This window comes from Aeromonas sp. S9(2024) (assembly GCF_041403185.1).
Taxonomy (GTDB): domain Bacteria; phylum Pseudomonadota; class Gammaproteobacteria; order Enterobacterales; family Aeromonadaceae; genus Aeromonas; species Aeromonas enteropelogenes.
This window is the reverse complement of record NZ_JBGLRE010000010.1, coordinates 126,870-143,724: the sequence shown is the minus strand read 5'-3', so window position 1 is coordinate 143,724 and position 16,855 is coordinate 126,870. Positions and strand designations below refer to the sequence as shown.

The window sequence follows — 16,855 nt, the reverse complement described above, 5'->3', positions numbered from 1 at the left end:
GAGGAATGTGACCGCCATCAAGCTGGCCATATGGCATTTTTTCATGGGGTATGCCCTTTAACCCTTTGGATACCAAGGGTTAAATCCAGTGACACATCAGCGTGACAGGCGTGGGTACAATGAGGGGGGGCCATCGGATGGATGGCCCACGGGAGAGGCTTATCGTTCGAGCGGCTTGAGCCGGGTGCTGCGCAGCAGCAGGGGGAGTTGGTAGAGCACCAGGGCACCCAGCACCAGCCCGGCGCCGGCCAGTTTGCTGCCACCGAGCGGTTCGTCATAGAAGAGGGTGCTGAGGATTAGGGTCCAGACCGGTTCCAGCAGCATCATCAGGGCGGCGTGGGCCGTGGTCATCCTGCTCAGGGCGTGGGTGAGCAGCCAGTAGCGCAGGGTGGTGGCGATCAGGACGCTCGCGGCAAACCAGCCCCAGATGCCGTGGCTGATGTTGGCGGGCCACTGCTCGGTCAGCAGGGAGAGCAGGGTGCCAAGCAGGCCGGTCACCGCCAGCTGGATGCAGGTGAGCCAGGTGGGGGGAATGGACTGGGCGAAGTGGCGATGGACCGCGAGCTGGATGCCGAGGGTGGCGGCGGCTGCCAGAAACCAGAACAACGACAAAGAGACGCCCCATTGGGTGCTGCTGGAGAGCAGCAGCAGGCCGGCGATGGCGAGCGGCAAGGTAAGCCAGTAGTGGCGACCCGGTCTGGCCTTGAAGGCAGCCCAGGCGGCGAGCGGCGCCATCAGGGTGGCCACGCTCATGATGAAGGCGCCGCTGCCCAGCGCATCGCTCTGGCTGATGGCGGTGACCCAGAGCAGCAGGCTGGTGCCGAGCAGGGTGCCGCAGCCCGCAGCGCGGATCAGCTGGCCACGGTTGGGGGGCGGCTCGCGCAGCCAGGCGAGCGGCAACAGCAAGAGGGCGGCCAGCAGGAAACGGCTGCCGATAAAGGCGGCGGGAGGGAGTTCGCGGATCGCCTCTTTCGAGAAGAGCCAGCCGGCGGCGGCCAGCAGGGTGACCAGCACCATCAGCAGCAGGGGAGCGCGGTTCATAGAGGGCATCATGATGAAACAGGAGGGGAGAGCATAAAGGAAAGGCGCCGGGTATTGCTACCCGGCGCCTTTCATCTCTGCCTGGCATCGCTTGCACGATGCCCGGCCAGCAATCAGTTCATGCCGTAACGCTTGAGCTTCTTGCGCAGGGTGCCACGGTTGATACCCATCATCACGGCGGCGCGAGTCTGGTTACCACGGGTGTACTGCATGATCACGTCCAGCATGGGAGCTTCGACTTCGGAGAGAACCATATCGTACAGATCAATCACTTCCTGACCGTTCAACTGGGCCAGGTAGTTACGCAGGGCCTGTTGCACAGAGTCACGCAGGGGGCGCTGGGTCGGCTCGGCAGCGTGATTGTGAGTAGTTGTTACCAATGCATCAGAAGTCAGGGTTTGTTCGAACATATTCGGTCGGCTCTTTAGTTATCTTGTTAACCTAATCCATCGAAATACGCTTCGAGTGCCTCGAGCTGTGCGTCTGCACAATCCAGGGCATTGAAGTGCTTACGGAATTCTCGGCCCGTCTCTTCTTCATCCAGGTACCAACCCACGTGTTTACGGGCGATGCGCGCTCCCAGATATGCACCATAAAACCGGTGCAGGTTGGTGACATGCTCGTTCATCAGGGTGCGAACCTCTTCCCTCTCGGGAGGCGGCAGCTTGGTGCCCGTCTCAAGAAAATGACGGATTTCCCGGAAAATCCAGGGTCGTCCTTGCGCAGCGCGGCCGATCATCACGGCATCGACACCGGTATAGTCGAGGACATACCGGGCTTTCTCCGGGCTGTTGATGTCGCCATTGGCGACAACAGGAATCGATACGGCCTGCTTAATCGCCCTGATCGTGTCGTACTCCGCTTCGCCTTTGTAGAGGCAGGCGCGGGTGCGACCATGCACGGCAAGGGCCGCGATACCGCAATCTTCGGCGATTCGGGCGATCTCCACGCCATTGCGGTTATCCGGATCCCATCCTGTGCGGATCTTCAAGGTGACAGGAACCTCCACTGCGTCCACCACGGCCCGGCAAATTGCTTTGACTTGGTCTGGGTAACGCAACAGGGCTGAGCCTGCCAGCTTCTTATTCACTTTTTTTGCCGGACACCCCATGTTGATGTCGACGATCTGTGCGCCCTGCTCCACGTTGTAGCGGGCAGCAAACGCCATCATCTCGGGATCGGCTCCGGCAATCTGGACCGATCGCAAACCACCTTCAGCAGAGTGATCCATTCTCATCCTGGTTTTCTGGGTATCCCAGACATCCGGGTTGGCCAGCAGCATCTCGGAAACGGCCATGCCGGCACCCAGCCGCAAACAAAGTTCACGGAATGGTCGGTCTGTTACACCGGCCATGGGAGCCACGATCAGGGGAGTTTCAAGCGTGTGGGGACCTATCTGCATTCCACGGTTACCATCGGCTTAGGGCGGCGTATATTACGCATTTTTTAGGCAGGAGAAAAGGTTAGTATTTGAGCGTCAGCCATTTTTTTCTGAAAAAAACGTCGCGCCAAGGCTTGCAAATTCTGGAGTTGTTGAAAAACGGCCAGATTGGACGGCAAGGATCTCTGTACCATAGGGAGAGCTCCCTTGCATAATTGTCAGTCCACTTGCGAGGCCTGTTTGCGTTATGATGGCGAGCTTCCAAAGAGTAAATACTCCAAACATTTTCATAACAATGCGGGTTGGGGATCTATGACGTCAAGGTTCATCAAATCACTCTGGCCATGCCTGATGGGGGCCATGCTGGGGTCGGCGCAGGCACAGACCATCAGCTTTAGCGAAGCCTGGACCCGGGTCATCCAGCAGGATGAGGGGCTGGCGGCCGAACAGGCCGGGGTGGAGCGCGCCAAACAGCTGCGCGAGGCGGCAAGGGACATGTATCTGCCCAAGGTGGATGTGGGGGCCAGCTATACCCACCTCGACCAGCCGATGGAGCTCGATATGATGGATCTCAATCCCATCGCCAACCATCCCGAGCTTGGCAAGGTGTTGGCCCCCCTGATGCAGGCCTTCAGGCTCACTCCGGATGATTTCGTCACTCCTCTCACCAAACAGAATGTGGTGACCAGCTCGGTCAAGATGCTGTGGCCGCTGTTCACCGGTGGTCGCATCGATGCGGCGCAGGACATTCGCGAAGCCCAGGTGAGCGAGGCACAGCAGCTGCTGGTGCTTAAGCAGCAGTCCACCTTCGAGAGCCTCTCCCAGACCTATTTCGGGGTGGTACTGGCCGCCCAGGTGGTGCAGACCAAGCAGGAGATCGAAGACGGGCTGGCTCATCATCTCGATCACGCCAACAAGCTGGAGGCCCAGGGCCAGATCGCCCGGGTCGAACGCCTCTCCGCCCAGTCAGCCTATGACAGGGCACGCATCGATACCCAGAAGGCGCGACACAGCCTGGAGATCGCCCAGCTGGCCCTCGGCCACATGCTCAAGCTCAAGCAGGCGAACCCGGACAGCGCCCTGTTCGTCAACCGCGAGCTGCCGCGTCTGGAAGGGTTGGTGAGCCAGACTCTGGAAGTACACCCCGGCCTCAAGCTGCTCAGCGCCAAGAAGGAGCAGGCCAAGGGGATGATCCGGCTGGAGAAGGGCAAGTATGCCCCCGAGGTGTTCCTGTTTGGCAACTACAACCTCTATGAAGATGACTCACTGGCGTCCAAGACTACCCCGGACTGGCTGGTGGGGGTCGGCGTCAGCATGCCGCTGGTGAGCCGCGATGGCCGCTCCGAGACGGTGCAGGCCGCCAAGAGCGCCGAGCTGCAGGTCAATCTGCTGCAGGCCAAGACCCGCCAGGATCTGGAATTGCTGGTGGAGAAGACCTGGCGCGAGGCGGCTCAGGGACTGGAGGAGTATCAGTCTCTCTCCTCCACCCAGGCACTGGCGGAAGAGAACGTGCTGCTGCGGGACAAGGCATTCGGGCAGGGGCTCTCCACCTCGCTGGATGTGGTGGACGCTCGCAACCAGCTGGCCGGGGTCAAGACCCAGCGCGCCGCAGCCGCCTATCAGTACGTGGTGTCGCTGGCCCGCCTGCTGGCGCTCTCCGGCCAGATCAACAGTTTCAACCAATATCAGCACGGCCAGGTGATCGAGGTGAACTCATGAACCTGATGTTGACCGTGGATCTCTTTGTTCGTGTTTCGACCGCCAAGGGTCGCCAGATTGTCGAGGTGAAGTGATGAGCCATCCCCCCATCAAGAAGAAGATGAGCCAGGGTAAACCGCTGTTGTTGCCGCTGGTGCTGGTGATCCTGGTCGGCTGGCTCGGTTGGCGCTTCTGGCTCGCCTATCAGCCCGAGCCGGTCCATCTGCAGGGCCAGATTGAGGCGCAGCAGTATTCGGTCTCCTCCAAGGTGCCGGGCCGCATCGACGAGGTGCTGGTGAAGAAGGGGGATCAGCTTGCCAAGGATCAGCTGGTGTTCACCCTGGCGAGCCCCGAGATTGAAGCCAAGCTGAGCCAGGCCAAGGCCGGCGAGGCCGCCGCTGGCGCCCTGGCGTTGGAAGCGGAGAAGGGGGCCCGTGCCCAGCAGATCGCCGCAGCCAAGGATCAGTGGCAGAAGGCCAAGGCTGCCGCCCTGCTGCGGGGCAAGACCTATGAACGGATCGCCAACCTGCACCGCGATGGCGTGATGCCGCTGCAAAAGCGCGATGAGGCCTGGACCGCCTGGCAAGCCGCTCGCTACACCGAGGGGATGGCCTGGCAGCAATACCAGATGGCGTTGGAAGGGGCGCGGGAAGAGACCAAGATTGCTGCCCGCGAGAAAGCCAAGATGGCGGCGGGCTCGGTGGCCGAGGTGGAGGCCTATCTGGCCGACACCCGCATTGTCAGCCCCCATGCCGGCGAGGTGAGCCAGGTGCTGCTGCGCAGCGGCGAGCTGGCGCCTCAGGGCTTCCCTGTGGTGACCCTGCTCGACATGAACGATGCCTGGGCCCAGTTCCATATCCGCGAGGATCTGCTACCCCGCTTCCCGGTCGGCACCGAGTTCGACGCCCGCATCCCGGGTCTGGGGGATCAGACGGTACGCTTCAAGGTGACTCATGTGGCCGTGATGGGAGATTTTGCCACCTGGCGCGCCACCGATACCCGTCAGGGGTTCGACATGAAGAGTTTCCAGGTGGAGGCGCGTCCGCTGCAACCGGTCGACGGGCTGCGGGTCGGCATGAGCGTGCTGGTTGATCTCTGATGGGACGCGAACTTCGGCTGCTGTGGCAGGATCCGTTCAGCCGGGCCCTGATGAGCTGGGTGCCCTTGCTGTTGATGGGGATCCTCTGCTGGATCTTCTCGGCGGGGCTGGCCCGGGATCTCAAGGTGGGGCTGGTGGATCTGGACCAGAGCAGCCTCTCGCGCCAGCTCGCCTTTTCGCTGGATGGCTCGGCTGGGCTCAAGATCGCACGCCAGTTTGACTCCATCGATGCTGGCGCCCGCGCCCTGCGTGGTGGCGACATCTATGCGCTGGTGGTGATCCCGAACCATCTGGAGCGGGATGCCCGTCAGGGCACCCAGCCGCAGGTCACCGTGTTCAACAACGGCCAGTTCATCCTGATCGCCAAGCTGGTCAATTCGGCGCTGGCCCAGGTGGTGGGCACCCTCAACGGTCAGGTGGGCGTGCTCTCCGCCATGGCCGACGGCAAGGCGCCCCCCGGGGCGCTCGGGCAGGCGGTGCCCATCAGCAGCCAGGTGACGGCGCTCTACAACCTCAACTCCAGCTATGCCCAGTTTCTGCTGAGCGCCATCCTGCCCGCGGTCTGGCAGATCCTGGTGGTGCTGTTCGGCCTTAATGCCCTGGCCCGTACCGACCGGCTGGGACTGGACTGGACCACTCGCGGCGTCTGGTTCGGGCTCTGGCGCACCCTGTTGCCCCATGTGTTGATCGGCTGGGCCTGGGGGCTGGCCTGGAGCTGGCTGCTGTTCAATGGCTTTGCCTATCCCATGCACGGCAACTGGGCCGTGCTGGTGGCGGGCCTCGGGCTCGCTTCGGCCGCCTGCGTTACTATGGGGGCCTTCTTCTACGCCATCATCCGGGATCCGGCCCGCGCTCTGTCGCTGGCGGGAGCCTACACAGCGCCCGGCTTCGCCTTCATGGGTGTTACCTTCCCGGTGAGCGCCATGGGGGATTTCGCCCGCTTCTGGCGCAACCTGCTGCCGGTTTCCCACTATGTGGAGCTGCAGATTGGCCAGAGCAACTACGGCCTGCCACTGCAGGCCGCACTGCCCCAGCTCGGGGCCCTGCTGCTGTTTCTCTTGCCCCTCATTCTGGTGGTGCGTCGATACAGGCAGCAGGCCGAGCTTGCCCGTCAACCTGCCGAGAAGGAGTCGCCGTAATGCTGGGTTTTCGGGATTTGCTGCGCCTTGAGCTGCGCACCCTGCTGGCGGATCGCGCCATCATGCTCACCCTGTTTGGCGGGATCTTCTTCTACTCCTTCCTCTATCCCCAGCCCTATCTGCACCAGCTGCCGCGGGAAGAGGCGGTGGTGCTGGTGGACGAAGATGGCAGCCAGCTTTCGCGCCAGCTGGCGTTCATGGCCGATGCCACCTCCCAGGTCAGGCTGGTGGCGCAGGCCAGCTCCCTTGAGAGGGCGCGCCAGCTGCTGCTGGAGGGCAAGGGGAGCGGCATACTGCACATTCCCAGGCACTTCTATCGGGATCTGATGCTGGGCCGGAGCGTCACCCTGAGCTATGCCGGTGATGCCTCCTATTTCCTGGTCTATGGCACCATCGCCGAGGGGCTGGCTCAAGCGGGTGGCACCCTGGCGGCCCAGGTGAAGGTGACGCGGCTGCTCACCCACGGCGAGGCGCTGCCCCAGGCAAGGATGGGCTGGAACGCTGTGGCCCTCAACGTGGTGCCGGTGTTCAACCCCACCATGGGCTATGTGAACTATGTGGTGCCTGCGGTGTTCGTGCTGATCCTTCACCAGATCCTGCTGATGGGGGCCGGCATCATGGGAGCGACCCAGAACCAGCGGGGCCTTCGCGGCGAGACCGGCTACTGGCAGAGTGCGCCCGTGCTGCCTCTGCTGCTGGCGCGCACCCTGGTGACGGTGGGGCTGTTCCTGTTGCCGGTGAGCTACTTCTTTGGTTTTTGCTTCGATTACTACAACATCGCCCGCAACGCCGAGCCGGCGCAGTTGTGGCTCTTCACCCTGCCGTTTTTGCTGGCAACCTGCTGGCTGGGCATCGTGCTTGGCGCCCTCTTTACCCGACGCGACATGCCTACCCAGGTGGTGCTCATCTCCTCCCTGCCGCTGGTCTTTCTGGCGGGCTTTATCTGGCCGTTGGAGCTGATACCGGCGCCACTCAACTGGCTGGCCCAGTGGGTGCCGAGTACGGCGGCCATCGAAGGATTTCTGCGCCTCAACCAGATGGGGACGGGGTTTGAGCAGGTGGCCTCTTACTGGTGGCAGCTGTGGGGACTGGCGCTGCTCTACGGTATTCTGGCCTGCCTGCTGCTGCGCTGGCGCCAGCGCCAGTTGCCGCTGGCCACTCACGGAGCTGCCCATGGGGCGACCACGGAGAGCGGCGCAACCGGCGGCTAAACGATGCCGGATGGATAACGAAACGGTCAGCCCCCGGGCTGACCGTTTTTTTGGGTTCAGGTACGCGTGAGCGCGGGATCGGCGATGGCGTAGATCTGGCCCACAGCGTCCTTATCGAAGAGTACCCGCAGCCCCTGTGCGGCGACATCGGCACGGCGTACCAGGCCATGCACTTCCCGTCCCTGACTCAATTCGGCAAGACCGGTGGCCTCGCCATCCTGCAGGCCCGCCGGGCGCACTATGGTCCAGGCCAGCTCGCTGGTTTGCAGCCAGCTCTCCGCCAGGCTTTTGAGCCGCACCTCGTGACCGAAGGCGGCGCGAGCCCGCTCTGGCAGATATTGCCAGCTGTCGCCACAGCCGAGGGAGGTGACCAGCAGCAGGCGCCTGAGGCCCTGTTGTTCCATGGCATCGATCACATGGCGGTTGCCGAGATAGTCGACGGGCTCGTGCTGGCGAAAGCTGCCGAGGGTGGAGACAACATGGGCATCCTTGCCAGCCTGCGTGCAGGCTCGTGCCACGGCCCCCATATCCAGCGCATCCCCTTCGACGACGTCGACCCCCTGTGTGCGCAGCTCGGCGGCCATCTCGGGGCTGCGTACCAGCGCCACCACCCGGTGGCCTGCTTGCAGGGCGTGATCGGTAAAGGCGCGGCCAAGCCCGCGGCTGGCTCCGAAGATGAGTGTGGTCGGCATAGATGAGGGTTCCTTCAAAGAAAGAACTAGCCTAGTGGCTGACTCTTTCGATGTAAATGAGAGCTGTTTTTATTTGTGGACTGGCAGGAAGGAGAGAGTGCGAGCCGCCAGCGACTCGCACGCACTGAGAGGGCGTCAGCCGTTGTAGTTGCCGATGCTTGTGCGCCTACTGGGGCCGCTCATATGGATAGCTACAGCAGGGCTGAATGCCTTAATGGCTTCAAAGCAAAAGTCACCGATCGCCTGATGCAAGGTTTCGGGCGTGTGGTTGGTGATGAGAATGACGCTCTTTGACAGGTTGCGACGTCGGCGCAGCAGGTGGCCGAGGAAGCTGGACTGGCTCTCCGCCATCTTGGCCCGGTTGGCCGCTACCTCGTCGATGATCAGCAGATCCACCTCTTCCAAGGCGCGGCGATACTGGTTGCGATCTTCTTGGTCGGGGATCACGTTGAAGAACAGGCGATCGACGATGGAGGCCCACTGCTGGAAGATCACCGATTTCTGATGACGGGCGATCAGTTCGTGAGCGACGGCACCCGCTAGAGTAGACTTGCCGGTACCATAGCCTCCATGGATTAGCATGCAACTCCCTCCCCACTGTTCAAAGCCGAAGATGAATTGATGAGCTGTTGCTATAGGGTCTTGCAGGATTGGGTCTGTGGTATCCATTTTATCAAACACCCAATTGGGATTTAGGTCTGCTTGAGTGATCAGCTTCTGGATCCGCTCCTGACGTGCCGCTTTTTGCAGCTCGCGTACCTCTGCATTGGCCTTGGCGTCGTACTCCTTGCGCAGGGTTTCGTAGTCATACTGGCTGCCACCTGTCTGGGCTTGTAGACGGCGAATACGTTCTAGCAACCCACTAACATGGTTACTTAGTTCAGGGTCATGTACCCGCTGAGCCTGTTTGTTTTGAGTTTGTTTTTGGAGTTTATTTTCGATCTCTTTCAGATCCTGGAGGTGTGGTTCATATGGTTTGGTCATTGGGCACTCCTTTTGGATGCTGATCGCATAGCTCAATATCTTACAATGTTCGCGAAACTTTACTGAAAGATGGGTTTAATTTTCATCTTTTTGATTCTTTTGTGCTTCGTGTTGGCGGCGTGCGTCTTTCAAGATTTCTAACGCACGTTTATTTGATTCAGTATCAATGGAGGAAGTTACATTCACCTGTTGGTAGCCCTTCACCTCCGTCGGTTGGCGACGGGCGTAGCGGCGGGTCTTGAGGGCGCGGATGAACTTGAGCATCCACTGGTGCTGGGAATCGAACACCTCGGGGCGACCCAGCCAGTAGGCGATGAACTCCCCCAGATCCTCTTCGCTGTAACTGGCGTCGATCACCCCGCACAGGCGGGCGAGGGCGGGCAGCTCCTCGTCAGGGCGCCATTGCAGGTGCATCTGGAACGGGCGATCAGGCAGCGGGCTGCGCACCTTCTGGGCCAGCAGCGGTAGCTGGAACGGACACTGATGATAGTGCTCACTCTCGCCATGAGCCTCGACCTGCAAGAGACCAGCCTCCATCAGCTCGTCAAACAGCTCGGTTAGTTGGCGGGCATTGACCTGATAGGAGAAGCCGCAAGGATCGCCCGGGTCGACCACAGCCAGCGCCCGGCCAAGCTCGGGGTAGTTGAGCCGGGCCAGCTGATTTTCCAGTACCAGTCTGCGCAGCTGCAGGGTATAGAGGCTGCGGGCCGGGTGGGAGAGTCTGGGATGGGCGAGGGCGCTGTATTCGGCTGGGGTCATGGTCTTCTTCATGCTCTGGAGTAAGGGGCATTATCCCCCATGGTGGGGGCTTGCACAATTCGCCCGGCCGGTGCGGGAAGAGGATATCCTTGATAGAAGGGCCGAGAATCCGGGCTCTTCCTCCCGACGGCCGTGTCACTTCAAAGGCTTCCAGATGAGCTGCCGTTATCTTGAATGGCAAAACCATTTCAAATACAGGGTTTTTGTGAGCAAGCTCGGGATTTGCGACCGTTTCTGACGAACTCGTTTCGGCGTTTTTGCCGATTTGGTCTAGTCTTATTGAGTAAATAACAGATTGACTAATAAGGATTTTATAACAATGTCAACAGCCGGGCTAAGGATCCTGGTGGTGGAGGACGAAGCCGTTTTTCGCCACTCGCTAGTGAGTTATCTCATGGGGGATGGGGCGACCGTTTTCCAGGCCGAGGATGGTATCGAAGGGCTGTCGGCTGCAGCGCTTTATCATCCCGATGTGGTGCTCTGTGATCTGAACATGCCGAATATGGATGGCCATGAGGTGATCGCCTGTCTCTCGGCTCGCAGCCCGGATATTCCGGTGATCGTGATCTCGGCCCAGAGCACCATGGAGGCGGTAGCTGCTGCCCTGCGTGCCGGTGCCCGGGATTATCTGATCAAGCCGCTCGACAATTATGTCCAGCTCGAGCGCAGTATTTCCGAGTGTCTGCACGGCAGTGTCGCACGCAGTCCACAGCTGGAACTGATGGACCATGTCGACTATTTTCGGGCTCATGACAGGGCGGCGACCCGCCTGCTGGCGGGTCTCAAGTCGCCGGGTGTGCAGGAGTGGGGCCCTTGGCAGGTAACATTCAAGGGGAGGGGGGCGCTGTTTCTCTCCGATACCTTCAAGGTGGCGGACAAGCTGCTGATGCTGATCATCGAATTGCCGGTGGCGGGGGCGGATGCGGCGTTTTGCGGCGCCCTGGTGCGTTCTTTGATGAACGTACCTTACCGCCAGTTTCAGCGCGAGGAGAGTCAGTTGCTGGAGCAGCCACACAGGCTGCTCGACTACCTCAATCACCAGCTGATGGAGTCCGGCCTGCGCCACTCGCTGGCCATGGCGGCCCTGCTGTTCGATCAGGAAGATGGTCTGGTCTTTGCCAATGCCGGGTTAACCTCCCCTCATTGGTTGATGCGAGCCGGCGGCTTGCCCCTGGGGTTGATGCGCAGCAGTCGCTATGCCTTGCACAGGCGCAGCTGGCATGAACCGTTCGAGCTGCAATTTCGCAATGAGAGTGGCTGCTCACTCCTGGTGCAGGTTCATCATCACTGAGTGAAAGCGAGCTTGCTCCAATAAGAGAGGGCGTCCCGTGGGACGCCCTCTTTACATGCGTGATGCCAGCCTGTCAGGCAGTGGCAGATTGCAGTTTCTCGTCGCTTGTGTGCGGCTCTTTGGCCGGACCTTCGGCGCCATGCATCCAGTAGACCAGGCGGTTGGCCATGGCCAGCAGGATCAGGGCACTGATGATGGCAGCAAGCGCGATACCACCGAAGATGGCCAAGGGGCCGGACTCGCCAATAAAGGAACCGATAAGGCCGGCTGCGTAGTTGGCAACCGCGATGAAGCCAAGCCAGGCTCCCATCATCAGGGAGGCTAGGCGCAGCGGAGCCAGCTTGGTCACCATGGAGAGGCCGATCGGAGAGAGGCAGAGCTCGCCCAGGGTATGGAACAGGTAGGCGCCCACCAGCCAGAACATGGAGGTCTTGACGCTCTGATCTCCGCCCTGCTCCAACACGGCACCCACCATGAACAGGAAGCCGATGGCCAGGAACAACAGACCCATGGCAAATTTGACCGGCGAGTTCGGCTCTTTTTTGCCGAGCTTGACCCAGATGGCTGCCACGATCGGTGCCAAGGTGATGATGAAGAAGGGATTCAGGGACTGGAACCAGGCGGTAGGCACTTCGAAGCCGCCGATCATCCGGTCAGTGTACTCCTGGGTGTAGAGGTTCATCAGACCACCAGCCTGCTCGAAGCCAGCCCAGAAGATGATGGTGAACAGGCCCAGCACCAGGATAACCTTGATGCGATCCACTTCCTGCTTGGTCAGCGGGGCCTTCTGGCCCTTGTCGCGCAGGGCGGCTGCGCGCTTGGCGGCAGGGATGCGGCCGATATCGCCGAGGAAACGTTGGGCCAGGGTTGCCTGCAACACTAGGGAGATCAGCATGCCGATACCGGCGCCGACGAAGGCAGCTTGCCAGCCATAGGCCGTGGCAGCGGCACCGCAGATCACGCCGGTCAGCAGGGAACCCAGGTTGATCCCCATGTAGAAGATGGTGAAGGCACCATCACGGCGGTGATCGCCCTCTTCATAGAGGTCGCCCACCATGGTGGAGATGTTCGGCTTGAACAGGCCGTTACCGATGATCAGCAGAGCCAGACCGGCGTAGAAGACGGTTACCACCTGATCCGGGAACATGCTGTGCGGCAGTGCCAGCGTGAATTGGCCGAGCGCCATCAGGACGGCGCCGATCAGAATGGCGCGGCGTTGCCCCAGGAAGGTGTCAGCCAGCCAGCCACCGATGAGCGGAGTGATATAAACCAGACCGGTATAGATACCGTAGAGCTTGAGGGCATCTGCCTGATTCCAGCCCAGACCACCGTTGGCAGTCAGGTCGGTCAGATAGAGTACCAGTACGGCACGCATGCCGTAGTAGGAGAATCTCTCCCACAGTTCGGTACTAAAGAGCAAAAAAAGCCCTTTAGGGTGACCTAAAAAGGTCCCTTTTGACGGGTTATTCATTGGAACTTCCACCTGTGTCTTATATTTTTTTAAGTTTTTTATGCAAGGGCGAGAAACACGCCTTAATCCTTATAGAACATGCGTAGATAAATTACAACATTATGATTTGATGGGGTTTTATTTATCAAAGATTGAGAAAGTGTTGCTGAAATGAAAAAGGAGCATCGTTTGATGCTCCTTTAATTTGTCTGTAGATAAGAGATTTATCAGCGATTACAACTGCTTGACGAACTGCTTCAGCCAGCCGATGAATTCGCCGTCCAGTTCGTGATGGCGTACGGCATATTCCACATTCGCCTTCATATAGCCCAATTTGCTGCCGCAATCGTGGCTCTTGCCCTTCATGAAGTAGGCGTTGACCTGTTCGCGCTCCATCAGCATGGCGATGGCGTCGGTCAGCTGGATCTCGTCGCCGGCACCGGCCGGGGTTTTTTCCAGCAGCGGCCAGATGTTGGCAGAGAGTACATAACGGCCGACCACGGCCAGGTTGGAAGGGGCCTCGTCACGGGGCGGTTTCTCGACGATGGCCTGCATCGGCAGTGACATGCCAGCACTCAGCTCTTCACCCTTGATATCGGCGATGCCGTATTTGTCCACTTCGCTTTCGGGAACCGCTTCCACCATGATCTGGCTGATCTGGTTCTCTTCGAACATGTGCACCATCTCGGTCAGGTTGTCCTGTTTCGGGTCGCTGGCGGCCTCGTCGATCAGCACGTCCGGCAACAGCACGGCGAAGGGGTTGTCTCCGATCAGCGGACGGGCGCAGAGCACTGCATGGCCCAGGCCTTTGGCCTCGCCCTGGCGCACGTGCATGATGGTGACGTCCTTGGGACAGATCTGTTGCACCTCTTCCAGCAGTTGACGCTTGACCCGCTTCTCGAGGGTCGCCTCCAGTTCGAAGCTCTTGTCGAAGTGGTTTTCGATGGAGTTCTTGCTGGAGTGGGTGACCAGCACAATCTCCTTGATACCGGCCGCGATCGCCTCACGTACCACGTACTGGATCAGGGGCTTGTCGACCACCGGCAGCATCTCTTTCGGGATGGCCTTGGTGGCTGGCAGCATGCGGGTGCCCAGACCGGCTACCGGCAGCACGGCCTTGCGAACAACGAGAGGTGTCTTTTTCATGGAGAGGTGTCCAGGAGGAATAAAGTGGGGTCATGATACCCGAAGAAAAATGGGGCAGCCATAAGCCGCCCCGTTTGTAGCTTTTTCATCGGACGTTATTTGACCATCATCATATCCCTGTTGGCTTCCAGCGTGGCCGGGCCGATCCCCGTGACATCTGCCAATTGATCTACAGAGGTAAATTTCCCCTGTTTCTCACGATATTCGAGGATGGCCTGAGCCTTCTTCTCGCCAATACCCTTGAGGGTAGTGAGCTCGGCCAGGGTGGCCGTATTGAGGTTGAGTTTGCCACTCTCCTTGGCGGCGGTTGTGGTAGTGGTTTGCTTGGTCTGCGTCTGTTCGGCTGCCAGCGAGGGCTGGCTGAACAGGGGCAGGGTTGAGAGCAACATCACGGCGGCGAACTTGTGTATCTGCATTTTGCTTCTTCCTTCAATGACTGTTTGTATCAGCATATTGATAGATAGCGCAGCAGTAGAATGCGTCACTGTGATAAATGACAGCGGAGTTATCCAGCACCCTTTTTGAAGGTTTGCTATAAGCGTTCTGGAAGTTGCCTGATATTGATTTAACTGACTAATTTCAATCTGTTTTTACTGAAGCTCTTGAATTTGAATTATTGGGATCCATATTAATCCCTTGCGAGTATTCATGAGGCAGCAGATACGGGGTTTCACTGGTGGAAATAAGCGTTGTTGGTATCTTTCACTGGTTGTCAAAAGAGAACCAATAAAAAAGGCTGCCCACCTTGGGTGAGCAGCCTTAATGATCGGTTTTTTCAGAGGGCGGACGATTACTCGGCCTGAGCCGCCTGAATACCGGTCAGGGCGATGGTGTAGACGATGTCGTCCACCAGGGCGCCACGGGACAGGTCGTTGACCGGCTTGCGCATGCCTTGCAGCATGGGGCCGATGGAGACCAGCTCGGCGGAGCGCTGTACCGCCTTGTAGGTGGTGTTGCCGGTGTTCAGATCCGGGAACACAAACACGGTGGCCTTGCCGGCAACCGGGGAGTTCGGCGCCTTGGACTTGGCCACGTTCTCCATGATGGCCGCGTCGTACTGCAGCGGGCCGTCGATGATGAGGTCGGGGCGCTTGGCCTTGGCCAGCTCGGTCGCTTCACGCACTTTCTCTACGTCGGCGCCGGCGCCAGAGGTACCGGTGGAGTAGGAGATCATGGCCACACGCGGCTCGATGCCGAAGGCGGCAGCGGAGTCGGCGGACTGGATGGCGATCTCGGCCAGCTGCTCGGCAGTGGGATCCGGGTTGATCGCGCAGTCACCGTAGACCAGCACCTGATCCGGCAGCAGCATGAAGAAGATGGAGGAGATCAGGGAAGAACCCGGAGCGGTCTTGATGATCTGCATCGGCGGACGGATGGTGTTGGCAGTGGTGTGCACCGCGCCGGATACCAGACCGTCGACTTCGTTGCGCTCCAGCATCATGGTACCCAGTACCACGTTGTCTTCCAGCTGTTCGCGGGCGACCACTTCGGTCATACCCTTGTTCTTGCGCAGCTCGACCAGACGGGCCACATAGCGCTCGCGTACGGCAACCGGATCGATGATCTCGACGCGGTCGGTCAGTACCACGCCCTGCTGCTCGGCGACACGGCGGATCTCTTCCGGGTTACCCAGCAGTACCGGACGGGCGATGCCACGTTCGGCACAGATGGCGGCAGCCTTGATGGTACGCGGCTCTTCCCCTTCCGGCAGCACGACGCGCTTGTTGGCCTGACGGGCCAGCTCGGTCAGCTGGTAACGGAAAGCCGGCGGGCTCAGGCGACGGGAACGGGTGGAGCTGACGGTCAGAGACTCGATCCAGTGCTTGTCGATGTGGCCGGCCACGTAGTCCTGTACCAGCTCGATACGCTCGCGATCATCTTCCGGAATATCGACGTTGAAGTTCTGCAGGCTGACGGCGGTCTGCCAGGTGTTGGTACCGGTGATCATGATCGGCAGGCCGGTGGCCATGGCCTGTTGGCACAGGGCCATCACCTGGGGTTCCGGATGGTAGTTGCCGGTCAGCAGCAGGGCACCCAGCTTGACGCCGTTCATGGCGGACAGGCAGGCGGAGACGATGACATCGGAGCGGTCGCCGGAGGTCACCAACAGGCTGCCCGGGCGGAAGTGCTCGATCATGTTGTGGATGGAGCGGGCACAGAAAGTCACGGTCTGCAGACGACGGCTGTCCAGTTCGCCCTGGTGCAGGATCTTGGCGGCCAGGTGCTTGGCGAGGTCCTTGGCGCGCGGGGCAATCAGCTGGGTATTCCAGGGGATGCAGCCCAGGATACGCAGCGGGCTCTTGCCAAAGACCTGCAGCACTTCCAGGTTGTGGCCGGTGTCGGCGCCATGGTGGTGCGCTTCGAACATCTCGGTCAGGTCGGGACGGGTCACACCGTGCTCGTCAACCGGCGCGCCAACCTTGTTGATGACACAGCCCACGATGCGCGGGTTGTTGACACCACCGAAGTTGGAGCAGGCCAGCTCGATGCGCTCTTTGAGCTTCTGGCTGGAATCGTGGCCCGGGTGGGTCACGAACACCATGTCGGCGTCCAGCGCTTTGGCCACGTCGTAGTTCAGCTTGTTGGCAAACGGCTGCTTGTCGGTCGGCACCATGCCTTCGACCACCAGCACTTCGGCCCCGCTCGCTTTCACGTGCTCTTCGAAGCGGGCCACGATCTCTTCCAGCAGGATGTCGGTATTGCTGGTGGTGATCATGTTCTCGGCGTAGGAGAGGGCGAACGGCTCGGGCGGATTGATGTTGGCAGCGGCGCGGATAACGGCGGTAGAACGCTCAGGACCGGTTTCACCCGGACGCGGCTGGGCAACCGGTTTGAAGAAGCTGACATTGACACCATGACGTTCCATGGCGCGAACCACGCCAAGACTCACGGACGTTACGCCGACACCAGTGCCGACCGGGATAAGCATAATAGTGCGTGCCACTTTATACCCCTTGTTCATTT

Annotated in this window: 15 protein-coding genes; 5 read left to right on the top strand and 10 right to left on the bottom strand. The window is 60.1% G+C overall.

Going from position 1 to position 16,855, the window contains the following annotated elements; all coding sequences use genetic code 11:
• Window positions 1-159: 159 nt before the first annotated feature.
• The 3 genes from ACB028_RS16250 to dusB form a co-directional block, all read right to left on the bottom strand.
• A complete protein-coding gene (locus ACB028_RS16250) occupies window positions 160-1,041 on the bottom strand; it encodes a DMT family transporter (protein ID WP_371144735.1) in 882 nt (293 codons plus the stop codon).
• A 113-nt stretch (window positions 1,042-1,154) separates the two neighbouring features.
• Entirely contained in the window at window positions 1,155-1,451 is a 297-nt protein-coding gene (fis, locus tag ACB028_RS16245; protein ID WP_005309538.1) for a DNA-binding transcriptional regulator Fis, read from the bottom strand.
• 26 nt (window positions 1,452-1,477) lie between these two features.
• The gene (gene dusB / locus ACB028_RS16240) at window positions 1,478-2,443 is read right to left on the bottom strand and encodes a tRNA dihydrouridine synthase DusB (RefSeq protein ID WP_026458041.1); all 966 of its coding nucleotides are present in this window, start codon (window positions 2,441-2,443) and stop codon (window positions 1,478-1,480) included.
• A gap of 291 nt (window positions 2,444-2,734) precedes the next feature.
• Here dusB and ACB028_RS16235 point away from each other — a divergent pair, with 291 nt between their 5' ends.
• The 4 genes from ACB028_RS16235 (at window position 2,735) to ACB028_RS16220 (ending at window position 7,569) form a co-directional block, all read left to right on the top strand.
• Window positions 2,735-4,141, top strand: a complete 1,407-nt coding sequence (locus tag ACB028_RS16235) for a TolC family protein (RefSeq protein ID WP_371144734.1) — start codon at window positions 2,735-2,737, stop codon at window positions 4,139-4,141.
• A gap of 73 nt (window positions 4,142-4,214) precedes the next feature.
• Window positions 4,215-5,219, top strand: a complete 1,005-nt coding sequence (locus ACB028_RS16230; RefSeq protein ID WP_371144733.1) for an HlyD family secretion protein — start codon at window positions 4,215-4,217, stop codon at window positions 5,217-5,219.
• Entirely contained in the window at window positions 5,219-6,358 is a 1,140-nt protein-coding gene (locus tag ACB028_RS16225) for an ABC transporter permease (protein ID WP_371144732.1), read from the top strand. Before ACB028_RS16230 ends, ACB028_RS16225 begins: the two co-directional genes overlap by 1 nt.
• Window positions 6,358-7,569: an ABC transporter permease gene (locus tag ACB028_RS16220; protein WP_371144731.1), complete on the top strand. Its 1,212-nt coding sequence runs from the start codon at window positions 6,358-6,360 to the stop codon at window positions 7,567-7,569. Before ACB028_RS16225 ends, ACB028_RS16220 begins: the two co-directional genes overlap by 1 nt.
• Window positions 7,570-7,625: 56 nt before the next feature.
• Here ACB028_RS16220 and ACB028_RS16215 read toward each other — a convergent pair whose 3' ends face one another.
• From ACB028_RS16215 to ACB028_RS16205, 3 genes are all read right to left on the bottom strand, one after another.
• Window positions 7,626-8,261: an NAD(P)-dependent oxidoreductase gene (locus tag ACB028_RS16215; protein WP_371144730.1), complete on the bottom strand. Its 636-nt coding sequence runs from the start codon at window positions 8,259-8,261 to the stop codon at window positions 7,626-7,628.
• Between the two features lie 135 nt (window positions 8,262-8,396).
• Entirely contained in the window at window positions 8,397-9,245 is an 849-nt protein-coding gene (locus tag ACB028_RS16210; protein ID WP_371144729.1) for a DnaA ATPase domain-containing protein, read from the bottom strand.
• 75 nt (window positions 9,246-9,320) lie between these two features.
• A complete protein-coding gene (locus tag ACB028_RS16205; RefSeq protein WP_371144728.1) occupies window positions 9,321-10,004 on the bottom strand; it encodes a DnaT-like ssDNA-binding domain-containing protein in 684 nt (227 codons plus the stop codon).
• Window positions 10,005-10,323: 319 nt separating this feature from the next.
• Between ACB028_RS16205 and ACB028_RS16200 the strand changes: the two genes are divergently transcribed.
• Window positions 10,324-11,295, top strand: a complete 972-nt coding sequence (locus ACB028_RS16200) for a response regulator (protein WP_371144727.1) — start codon at window positions 10,324-10,326, stop codon at window positions 11,293-11,295.
• 73 nt (window positions 11,296-11,368) lie between these two features.
• On the opposite strand, the gene ACB028_RS16195 is transcribed toward ACB028_RS16200, so the two are convergent.
• From ACB028_RS16195 to pta, 4 genes are all read right to left on the bottom strand, one after another.
• Window positions 11,369-12,766 (bottom strand): peptide MFS transporter, encoded by a 1,398-nt coding sequence (locus ACB028_RS16195; RefSeq protein ID WP_042028771.1) that lies wholly within the window; start codon window positions 12,764-12,766, stop codon window positions 11,369-11,371.
• 213 nt (window positions 12,767-12,979) lie between these two features.
• Window positions 12,980-13,891, bottom strand: a complete 912-nt coding sequence (galU, locus tag ACB028_RS16190; RefSeq protein WP_042028773.1) for a UTP--glucose-1-phosphate uridylyltransferase GalU — start codon at window positions 13,889-13,891, stop codon at window positions 12,980-12,982.
• Window positions 13,892-13,986: 95 nt separating this feature from the next.
• Window positions 13,987-14,307, bottom strand: coding sequence for a ComEA family DNA-binding protein (locus ACB028_RS16185; RefSeq protein ID WP_026455883.1), 321 nt, complete (start codon window positions 14,305-14,307; stop codon window positions 13,987-13,989).
• A gap of 374 nt (window positions 14,308-14,681) precedes the next feature.
• Entirely contained in the window at window positions 14,682-16,853 is a 2,172-nt protein-coding gene (gene pta / locus ACB028_RS16180) for a phosphate acetyltransferase (protein WP_268856046.1), read from the bottom strand.
• Window positions 16,854-16,855 lie beyond the last annotated feature (2 nt).

Bases quoted from the DNA above. Each gene is read 5' to 3' on its own strand.
- ACB028_RS16225 (WP_371144732.1), top strand. From the start codon at position 5,219: ATGGGACGCGAACTTCGGCTGCTGTGGCAGGATCCGTTCAGCCGGGCC.
- ACB028_RS16215 (WP_371144730.1), bottom strand. From the start codon at position 8,261: ATGCCGACCACACTCATCTTCGGAGCCAGCCGCGGGCTTGGCCGCGCC.
- galU (WP_042028773.1), bottom strand. From the start codon at position 13,891: ATGAAAAAGACACCTCTCGTTGTTCGCAAGGCCGTGCTGCCGGTAGCC.
- ACB028_RS16205 (WP_371144728.1), bottom strand. From the start codon at position 10,004: ATGACCCCAGCCGAATACAGCGCCCTCGCCCATCCCAGACTCTCCCAC.
- ACB028_RS16200 (WP_371144727.1), top strand. From the start codon at position 10,324: ATGTCAACAGCCGGGCTAAGGATCCTGGTGGTGGAGGACGAAGCCGTT.
- ACB028_RS16230 (WP_371144733.1), top strand. From the start codon at position 4,215: ATGAGCCATCCCCCCATCAAGAAGAAGATGAGCCAGGGTAAACCGCTG.
- ACB028_RS16235 (WP_371144734.1), top strand. From the start codon at position 2,735: ATGACGTCAAGGTTCATCAAATCACTCTGGCCATGCCTGATGGGGGCC.
- dusB (WP_026458041.1), bottom strand. From the start codon at position 2,443: ATGCAGATAGGTCCCCACACGCTTGAAACTCCCCTGATCGTGGCTCCC.
- pta (WP_268856046.1), bottom strand. From the start codon at position 16,853: ATGAACAAGGGGTATAAAGTGGCACGCACTATTATGCTTATCCCGGTC.
- ACB028_RS16250 (WP_371144735.1), bottom strand. From the start codon at position 1,041: ATGAACCGCGCTCCCCTGCTGCTGATGGTGCTGGTCACCCTGCTGGCC.
- ACB028_RS16185 (WP_026455883.1), bottom strand. From the start codon at position 14,307: ATGCAGATACACAAGTTCGCCGCCGTGATGTTGCTCTCAACCCTGCCC.
- ACB028_RS16195 (WP_042028771.1), bottom strand. From the start codon at position 12,766: ATGAATAACCCGTCAAAAGGGACCTTTTTAGGTCACCCTAAAGGGCTT.
- ACB028_RS16210 (WP_371144729.1), bottom strand. From the start codon at position 9,245: ATGACCAAACCATATGAACCACACCTCCAGGATCTGAAAGAGATCGAA.
- ACB028_RS16220 (WP_371144731.1), top strand. From the start codon at position 6,358: ATGCTGGGTTTTCGGGATTTGCTGCGCCTTGAGCTGCGCACCCTGCTG.
- fis (WP_005309538.1), bottom strand. From the start codon at position 1,451: ATGTTCGAACAAACCCTGACTTCTGATGCATTGGTAACAACTACTCAC.